Origin of the sequence: Paracoccus chinensis (genome assembly GCF_900102885.1) — a bacterium.
Classification (GTDB): Bacteria; Pseudomonadota; Alphaproteobacteria; order Rhodobacterales; family Rhodobacteraceae; genus Paracoccus; species Paracoccus chinensis.
Genome location: NZ_FNGE01000006.1, coordinates 193,965 through 202,737, shown reverse-complemented (window position 1 = coordinate 202,737; position 8,773 = coordinate 193,965). Strand labels below are relative to the sequence as shown.

The 8,773-nt window shown below is 68.1% G+C and carries 10 protein-coding genes; 4 read left to right on the top strand and 6 right to left on the bottom strand.

The features are described from left to right. The coding region (locus BLQ03_RS08540; protein ID WP_175558805.1) for an extracellular catalytic domain type 1 short-chain-length polyhydroxyalkanoate depolymerase at window positions 1-506 on the top strand (506 nt) is incomplete at its 5' end. A 221-nt stretch (window positions 507-727) separates the two neighbouring features. Here the strand turns inward: BLQ03_RS08540 and BLQ03_RS18280 are convergent. From BLQ03_RS18280 to BLQ03_RS08520, 6 genes are all read right to left on the bottom strand, one after another. Next, window positions 728-904: a hypothetical protein gene (locus BLQ03_RS18280; protein ID WP_175558804.1), complete on the bottom strand. Its 177-nt coding sequence runs from the start codon at window positions 902-904 to the stop codon at window positions 728-730. Next, complete coding sequence (locus BLQ03_RS08535; protein ID WP_090754824.1) at window positions 901-2,034, bottom strand: YeeE/YedE thiosulfate transporter family protein; 1,134 nt, start codon at window positions 2,032-2,034, stop codon at window positions 901-903. Before BLQ03_RS08535 ends, BLQ03_RS18280 begins: the two co-directional genes overlap by 4 nt. Window position 2,035: 1 nt before the next feature. Continuing rightward, entirely contained in the window at window positions 2,036-2,962 is a 927-nt protein-coding gene (locus tag BLQ03_RS08530) for a sulfurtransferase (RefSeq protein WP_090754823.1), read from the bottom strand. Window positions 2,963-3,279: 317 nt separating this feature from the next. Further along, window positions 3,280-3,843 (bottom strand): polysaccharide pyruvyl transferase family protein, encoded by a 564-nt coding sequence (locus BLQ03_RS08525; protein WP_139166676.1) that lies wholly within the window; start codon window positions 3,841-3,843, stop codon window positions 3,280-3,282. Window positions 3,844-3,909: 66 nt separating this feature from the next. Continuing rightward, entirely contained in the window at window positions 3,910-4,188 is a 279-nt protein-coding gene (locus BLQ03_RS17910) for a hypothetical protein (protein ID WP_139166675.1), read from the bottom strand. A 230-nt stretch (window positions 4,189-4,418) separates the two neighbouring features. Next, the gene (locus BLQ03_RS08520; protein WP_175558803.1) at window positions 4,419-5,291 is read right to left on the bottom strand and encodes a glycosyltransferase family 8 protein; all 873 of its coding nucleotides are present in this window, start codon (window positions 5,289-5,291) and stop codon (window positions 4,419-4,421) included. Window positions 5,292-5,543: 252 nt separating this feature from the next. On the opposite strand from BLQ03_RS08520, the gene BLQ03_RS08515 reads away from it, so the two are divergent. The 3 genes from BLQ03_RS08515 (at window position 5,544) to BLQ03_RS08505 (ending at window position 8,754) form a co-directional block, all read left to right on the top strand. Next, window positions 5,544-6,485 carry an NAD(P)-dependent oxidoreductase gene (locus tag BLQ03_RS08515; RefSeq protein ID WP_090754820.1) on the top strand — a complete coding sequence of 314 codons (942 nt, stop codon included), beginning with the start codon at window positions 5,544-5,546 and terminating at the stop codon, window positions 6,483-6,485. Between the two features lie 84 nt (window positions 6,486-6,569). Then, window positions 6,570-7,511 carry a 2-hydroxyacid dehydrogenase gene (locus BLQ03_RS08510; protein WP_090754819.1) on the top strand — a complete coding sequence of 314 codons (942 nt, stop codon included), beginning with the start codon at window positions 6,570-6,572 and terminating at the stop codon, window positions 7,509-7,511. Window positions 7,512-7,770: 259 nt separating this feature from the next. Next, window positions 7,771-8,754, top strand: a complete 984-nt coding sequence (locus BLQ03_RS08505) for a tripartite tricarboxylate transporter substrate binding protein (RefSeq protein ID WP_245688752.1) — start codon at window positions 7,771-7,773, stop codon at window positions 8,752-8,754. Window positions 8,755-8,773 lie beyond the last annotated feature (19 nt).

Here is an 8,773-nt window from a genome sequence, read left to right as displayed (position 1 = left end):
GGGATCGGGTCTTCGTGGCCGGGCTGTCCGCCGGGGGCGCGATGGCCGCCACGCTGGCGGCAACTCACCCGAGCCTCTTCGCGGCCGTGGGCATCCATTCGGGGCTGCCGCATGGGATTGCCCATGACATGCCCTCGGCCTTCGGGGCGATGCGCGGGCAGGGCGGGCGAGCGCCGCGCCGCACCGAAGGATCGGTCCGCATGATCATCTTCCACGGCGCGGCCGACGCCACCGTCCATCCCTCCAACGCCGAGGCGCTGGTGGCCGCGGCCGGGCCAGCGCTGCGGGGCACATCCCGGCGCGAAAAGGGCCGGTCGGCGGGCGGGCGGGCTTACAGCCGCAATCTCGTGGAAGCTGCCGATGGCACGCCGCTGGTCGAGTCCTGGCGGATCGAAGGGGCAGGCCACGCATGGTCGGGCGGGCGCCCCGAGGGCAGCTACACCGACCCCGCAGGCCCGGACGCCTCGGCCGAGATGGTGCGCTTCTTCCTGCAACCGCGGGGGTGAAGGGGGACGATGTGGCTGCCACCTCAGAGAGCGGCCAGAGCGGGTTCAGTGAGGGAGAGTCTGCAATCTTGTGGCCGCCCTGCGACAAGGCTGACGTGCGCTTCCAGCGGAACCTCACGGGATATTCTGTCTCCGCTATGCCCTGGCAAGCACAACCGCCACGGGCCTGGGCTGCCCGACGCCAGTCGCGTCGGGCCGACGGGCCTTCACGAGCGCAAGCCTCAGTTTCCCGGTACGCTGGCCGGGGCCCCGCAGAAGCCGCCGACGGGGGCCGCGCCTGATCCCAAGGCGAACAGCGCCGGGGCGTCATAGGGATTTGGCGGCACCGCCGCGAGATCGAAGGCGAGCAGGGCCGCCAGCATCACGCAGGCGATGGCTGCAACCGCGCGCCGGGTCATTGCCGGGGCTCCAGCCCGAACCAGGGCCGCAGGCGCAGGCCAAGGACGGAGCCCGCAAAGGCCGCTGCGAACCAGACCCATCCGTGCAGGCTGCCGGTCGCAATGCCGGAATAAAAGGCGCCCACGTTGCAGCCGAAGGCCAGGCGCGACGAATAGCCCAGCACAAGGCCCGAAAGTGCCGCCGCGATCCAGGCGCGCGCGGGCAGGCGCGGCACCGGCTGGTCCAGCGCGCCCGTTCGGCGCATGCTGATCCACGCCGCCCCCAGGATCATGCCGATGTTGGTCAGCGAGGTGTAGTCGGTCAGGATGCTGGAATGCAGCCGCTCGGCATTGATCGGCGCTGACCAGAAGCCCGAGGCCGAAAGATCGACACCCAACCCGGCCGCGCTTTTCGCCGCCCAGAGGCCAAGCCCGTAGACGACGCCCCATGGCTGCCCCGCGACAACCAGGTTGGCGATGGCCAGCGCCGCCAGCAGCACCGCCGCCAGCACGTAGCGTCCGGGGATGCGCCGCGTGCCGGGCGCGGCCCGGACCAGCACGACGGCTGCGACCGCCGCCAGCATTGCCAGGGTCAGGGCAAGGCCCGAGCCTCCCGACAGGACGATGGGGGGCAGCGCGCCCAGGTTCGTCCACCAGTCCAGATGCAGGGTGCCCAGCAGGCTGCCGATGCAGAACAGCGGCAGCGCCACCAGCGCCACCGCATTGCCCGATCCCGCGTTGACCAGCGTCCCCGAGCCGCAGCCCAGAACGACCTGCATGGCGGTGCCGAAGACAAAGGCGCCGCCGATCATCGCCCAGCCGATCCGGCCCTGCGAGCCGATCAGTTCCTCGGGGTTGGCGCCAAGCAGCGGAAGGGCGACCAGCGCCACCAGCCCGATCGACAGCAGCTGCGCCAGGATCCCGCCCGGATCGCGCCGCAGGATCATCTGCCGCCAGGGCCCGGCAAAGCCAAAGCGCAGCCCTTCCAGCACCAGCCCGAAGCCGAGGCCGAGGACCAGCATCAGCCCGAAGCGCGCGCCTGCAAAGAGGGTGGTGGCGGCCACGCCCGCCAAAACGACGGCCGCGAAGGGAAGCCCCGCGCTCCGGCGGGCAAGGGGCTGTGCGGCGGATGCGGCAAAGGTGTTGGCCATGTCAGCCCCCGAAGATCTGCCGGGTCAGGTTGGACAGCAGGCCCGGCACGTTCTCCATCGGCATGTCGGTCTGCGAATATTCGACCATCGAGCCGGGATAAAGCTTGACGTTCTCCAGCCCGGCAAGCTCGGACAGCGCGAACCACTCGGTCGCGGCCCAGTGGCCGGTGTTGCAGAAGGCGACGATGTCCTTGCCGCCTCCGATCCCGAGCGCCTGCTTCAGCGCGGTCACGTCGGTGGCGGCCGCGATGGTGGGCGTGCCCGGAGTGAAGAACGTGGAATGGGGCAGGCTCTGCGCGCCCGGCAGGGTGCCGGGCCTGACCGCGGCATCGTGCTTGGAGCGGCCCTCGTGGAAATCCGTCGGCCGCGCATCGACCAGCACCGCGTCATGCGTTCCCTCGACCACCTGCGTGACCGTATCGGTCGAGGCGAGCCACTGGTCCGAGAAGGTCAGATCCAGCTCGCTCGGCTGCGGTGTGACCACGGCGGTCTCGACCGGCAGGCCGGCCGCCGTCCAGGCCTGGGTGCCGCCGTTCAGGATCGTCAGATCGGTAAAGCCGGTGGACTTCAGCGTCCAGTAGACCCGGGCCGCCGCGCCGAAATCGGTGTCCGTCTTGCCTTCCGGCACGATCACGATGGGCTGGTCCTGCCGCAGTCCAAGCTGCTCGAACGCGGTTTCCAGCGCCGCCACGTCCGGCACCGCGCCGGGGTTGTCGCTGCCGCCCCGAACGGTCGCATAGGGGGCCGAGATCGCGCCGGGCAGGTGGCCCTTGTCGTAGCCCGCATCGCGGATGTCGAGGATGACCGGCTGCGCGGCCGGTGCCTCGGCAGCGAGTTCGGTCGGCGTGACCAGCGGCCCGAAACTTGCGGCGAAGGCCCCGCTGCCGAAGATGGTCGCCACGCAGGCGGCAAGAATGATCCGGGCCATTGCATCTCTCCCATGCCGATGCTGCTGATGTAGGTGAGCCTCCCTTGGTCAGCCAGAGAGGCCCCGCTGACCGACGCCGCCCCGCCTTCCCGTTCCGTGGGACCAAGCGCGAAAACTTTCCCACAATGGCAAGAAATGGCGGCATCAAGCCTGCCGACCGACCTTGGGAATGAAACCTTGTCCTTTTTTGCTAATACGGGATTGGCCTGTGAGGCAGGAGCGGCGACCTGCCCGCGTGCAATCCAACTGCCGCCCTCGTAACCGCACTGCGGCATGTTCAGGAGGTTGCACGTCGGTCAGGGGCCAAACAGGTCAGGTCAGCCCGCCTTCATCCTGCGACGGCGGCGTTTCCAAGCCTTGAACATCTTGCGCAAGGCACGAACCCTGCCCGGGGCGGGAACGAGGTCCGCGCGCAGCTCCGGTTGGGCTGGGACCTTCAGCGCAGCCGTGAACTCGGCATCGAAATCGGCAAGGGACCGGGTCGCCGCCTCCTTCACAAGGGAGGCTCGGGCGCGTCCTTCTTCGGACAGGCAGCGCTCAAGTGCCGCTGCTACAGCCTCGTCCGTCACGAGATCAGCCTCGAACACCTCGTTCCAGCCCAGCAGGCGTGCCTGGCGTGTCACCTTATCGCCCCCGGCGACCGGATCGATGGCGATCACCGGAACGCCGTTCTTCAAGGCCAAGACCATGCCGTGAAGCCGTGTCGTCAGCATGACATCGAGCCGCCGGCAGACGGCCTCGACCTGCGCCCCGTTGGACAGGCCGAGGCGGTTGGTTTCGGCAAGGCCCGGATGTGTCCAGCTCGGCACAGGCACCGCCGGGTCCCTCGACAAGGCCGCGCAGCCTTGCGGCGGCAAGCTCGCCTCTGTGTCGCCCTTCATACTCACGCTGCGGCCCGGTCAGGCAAAGCCCCATGACAGGCACGGGAACCGGCGCTTTGCGAAAGCTCAGATCCGCACGCGCGGTCCTGTCGCTGTCCCGCTCCAGCAGGACTTCGAACGGATTGAACCACGCAACGCTTCCACCATCGTCAGATTAACTCCGATATGCACGCAATGCCGGAAGCGTACGAAGATGCTGTCATCCCGGACGGCCATCGCCGGAGTGAATGGTCCGCAGATGACGATCAGATGCGTATAGCGCGCCGGGTCGAGGGTGAACCTGTCAAGCCACGAGTTGTCGCCCGAAAGGCGCGCGTCGGTATGGGGCGAGACATCATAATCCATGCCCAAGGTCTCGAGCTGCCGTTCCGTCTGCCGCAGGACCTCGGCATCGCCTACCTTGGAGAAATGCCCGACGAGAGGCGCCCGTGGGGTCTTGCCGGTCGAACTGGTCCCGCTGTTCGGCGTGTGAGGCAGGCTCCAAGAGGTATCCGGCCCGGATGAAAGGCAGCAAGGTCACTTAGGGATACGAAGGCGCTGCATGGTCGCACGCGTCGGGACCGGCATCGATCGTGTCAGGTCGGCTTGAGGTGAGGATGCTTGCGGAGAAATTTCCGCAAGGCGCTCTGATAGACCAGCGTGGCGCGGCCCCGCGAGGACCAGACGTCCCAGCGCCTGTTCCGCCAGGGCTTCTGCGGGCCGTGGTAATGCAGGATGGTGGGCCTGCCGGGCATGAGGCCCCGGGTCGGCAGGCCTGACCGTGCCAGCAGGTTTCGATGGCGCCGGACACGCCCCCAGGACGCATTCCAGATCAGGTCCAGTTGCACCACGTTGTTCCTGAACAGGGCATTCAGGTGGTCCTGATCGCCATGCGTGCATGCCGAAGCCGCGGCCACGTCCTCGATGCGGGACAGAAGCTCCGGTTGTGCGCGGAGGGCGTCGCAGTTGAGAAGAAGAACGCCGGCGTTGAAGTAGTCTCCGGCCGGCGCAGGCTTCATGAACTGCCGGATTTCCGCAAGTCTCTGGTCGCGTTCAGCCGAATCCGCATCGGTCTCTGCCAACCAGTGCGAAACGTGGTAATCGCGCACCACCCCGGCATAGGCGCTGCCCAGGTCGGCGGCGAACAGCCGGCCCACATCGCCCGTCACAAGGGTATCGCCGTCGATGTACAGGACGTAGCCGTCAATCAGGCGGGGGATCAGCAGCCGCCCCATCGTGGCAGCCGAGATATAGTCCTTGGGCCCGTGCGCCCCATCAAGATCCCCCGAGCCGATATCCCTGCACAGCAGGGTGACGCGATCGTTCTCGGCAACGACGCTTTCTGCATCCGCCCAGCCCCGGGCGTCGAATCCGACACCCCACAGGTGCAGTTCGGCGGGACCGCTGAGATGCTGCAGCAAGCTCCATATCGAAACCAGCGTCGGCCTCAGGAAATCGCGGTCGGTCACATAGACGACCCTGACCGTGCGTGGCCTGGCAGGCAAGGACCGCTTCCTTTGTCCGAATGGTGACAGTGCACAGTGAAGCACCATTCCGGCGCTGCGGCAACATCGCTGGCCGGAAGGCGTGGCCTGCCTCCCGTTCGTCCTCCGTCCGCAGGTGCATCTGCCGGAAGACCCCGGTTGCCTGCATCGGCCGACTTGTAGCGGCGGCATTTTGGTATACCGTTTCGCACGACGGCCAAGCGGGAGGGATGTGCCATGACGAACGGAACGGATGACACCAGCGGGACGAAACCGCGGATCGGCTTCATCGGGGTAGGGTTCATGGGCCACGGGATGGCCGCGAACCTGCTGCGCAAGGGCCATGCGGTGCAGGTTCTCGGCAACCGCAACCGCGCCCCTGTCGATAACCTGCTGGCCATGGGCGCGACCGAGGCGGCATCCCCGGCCGAGATGGCGCGCGCCGTCGATGTGCTGCATCTGTGCCTGCCCAACTCGGCCGTGGTCGAGGCCACCATGCGCGGGCCGGACGGCATCCTGTCGGGTGCGCGCGAGGGCCTGATCGTCATCGACACCACCACCGCCGATCCCGGATCGACCCTGCGGCTGGCCGAGGAGCTGGCGGCGAAAGGCGCCACGCTGGTCGATGCGCCGCTGGGGCGCACCCCGCGCGAAGCCGAGGCGGGCACGCTGGACGCCATGGTCGGCTGTTCGCCCGAGATGTTCCAGCGGATCCGGCCGGTCATCGAGTGCTGGGCCTCGACCATCAACCACATCGGCCCGGTCGGATCGGCCCACAAGATGAAGCTGATCATGAACTTCATCGCCATGGGCTATGCGGCGCTTTATTCCGAGGCGTTGGCGATCGGCGCCCGGTCCGGGATCAGCCCCGCGACGGTGCGACGGGTCATCGGCGCGTCGCGGATGTCGAACGGGTTCTTCGAGACCTTCATGGCCGGATCGGTCGGCGGCGAGCCCGAGATCCACAAGTTCACCATCGCCAATGCGGCCAAGGACACGCGCTATGCCGCGCAGATGGCCGACGCGGCGGGAGCGATGAACCCCATGGGCGCGGCGATCAAGAACTACTTCTGCCAGGCCGAGACCGCCGGGCGCGGCGCCGACTACCTGCCTGCGCTGGCCGCCCATGTCGCCGCCCTCAACGGGCTGGACCTGACCGTCGAGGCCGCAAAGCCGTAAGGCGCCTTCCCCGGTATCTTCGGCGCCCTTGTCCGGAGGGCGCCCCCTATCGATCGGCCGCATGGCCGGACCAAGGAGACTCGCATGACCCGCATCCTCGCCATCGGCAGCTATACCGACACCGACTCCGCCGCGCTGGCCGGGATGGGGGCGCAGGCCCTGCCGTCGCTGGACGCGCTGGCGTCCCTGCCGCAGGACCTGCGCAGCGGCGTCGAGGGGCTAGCCTACAAGGGTCACGCGGCGCTGGGCGGGGACAGCATGGACCTGCTGCCGGGGCTGAGGGTGATCGCGAACTTCGGCGTGGGTTATGATGCCATCGACGTGGAGGCGGCGACCGCGCGGGGCATCGTCGTGACGAACACGCCGGACGTCCTGAACGACGACGTGGCCGATCTTGCCGTGGGGATGCTGATCGCGCAGAATCGCGGGTTCGAGCCGGCGATGGCCGCGGTCCGGTCGGGCGACTGGTCGGCCAAGGGCGACCTGCCGCTGGCGCGCAAGATGTCCGGCCGGCGCGTGGGAGTGCTGGGCCTCGGCCGCATCGGGCAGGAGATCGCGGCGCGGCTGGTGCCGTTCAAATGCGAGATCCACTACTGGTCGCGCAGCCCCAAGAGCACGCCGGGCTGGACCTTCCACGATGATCCGGTGGCGCTGGCCCGGGCCGTGGACGACATGATCGTCGCGGTCGTGGGCGGGCCGGAAACCGAGGGGCTCGTCTCGGCGCAGGTGATCGAGGCGCTGGGGACGGACGGCGTGCTGGTCAACATCGCCCGAGGCTCGGTCATAGACGAGGCGGCGCTGATCGAGGCACTAGAGCAGGGCCGCATCCGCGGTGCCGCGCTGGACGTCTTCCGGGGCGAGCCCCATGTCGACCCGCGCCTTGCCCGACTGCCGAACCTGCTGCCGCTGCCGCATATCGGCTCGGCCACGGTGGAAACCCGCGCCGCAATGGGGGCGCTGCAACGGCGGAACCTGCAGGCCGTTCTGGCCGGGGATGCTGCGGTGACACCGGTGAATGCAGTCTGAGTCGGCGGCCTTGCCGTTCCGGTCCGAAGGGCATTCCGACCTCAGTGACATCCGGTTTCGAGCGAGTGCAAGTGCGCGACGTATACGTGTTTGCAGCAGAGCAAATTCTGCCTCCGTTATGGCAGAATCGTATCAATTTGAAAGACTCTAAGCAGGCTCTCATTGAACGATTGACAATGTATACATCGCTTCGCACTCTGCGCATGGAGGAGGGCAGAAGGTCCTGGATCTGCCTGCCGATTGATCAAGGGAGAGGCTCGTGTTCAGACGTCAGCTCATTGCCGCGTCCGCGGCGATTACGGCCGCGCTTGCGTTGGCCGCACCGGTCGCCGCGCAGACCGCCTGGCCGGAGCGGCCGATCGAGATGATCGTGCCATGGGGCGCGGGCGGCGGCACCGACGCGGTGGGGCGCATCTTCGGCCAGCTTCTGCAGCAGAACCTGGGCCAGCCGGTGAACGTGGTGAACCGCACCGGCGGTTCGGGCGTGGTCGGTCACACCGCCATCGCGCGGGCCCGGCCAGACGGCTACACCATCGGCGTCATGACGATCGAGATCGACATGATGCACTGGCAGGGATTGACCGATCTGACCTACGAGGATTTCGACATCCTTGCGATGGTCAACGCCGATCCCGGCGGGCTGATGGTCGAGGCCAATGCGCCCTGGGCCGATGCCGCCGCGCTGCGCGACCACATCAAGTCGAACCCGCCCGGCACGATCAAGGCCTCGGGCACGGGGCAGGGCGGCATCTGGCACCTGAACCTGCTGGGCTGGCTTCTGTCCGAGGACATCCCCGTGACGAACGTCCCCTGGGTGCCGTCGGAAGGATCGGTGGCGGGCCTGACCGACATGGTGGCCGGCGGGGTGCAACTGGTGCCTTCGTCTCTGGCCGAAGGACGGTCGCTGATCGATGCCGGCCGGGTGCGGCCGCTGGCCAGCATGTCGGACGAGCGGCAGCCGCTGTTCCCCGATACCCCCACGCTCAAGGAGGCGACCGGTTCGGACTGGCAGCTTTCGGTCTGGCGCACCATCGTCGCCCCCAAGGGCATGCCCGAGGACGTGCGGGCGAAGCTCGTCGAGGCGATCAAGGCGGCCTATGACAGCCCCGACTACCAGAACTTCATGAACGAGCGCGGGTTCGGGCTTGTCTGGGCCGGCCCCGAGGACGCAACGGCGCGGGTGGCCGCCGACGATGCCCGGCTGGGCGAGGTGATGAAGGCGACCGGGCTCGCCGCGCAGTGAACCGGAAGGTCCGCGGTGG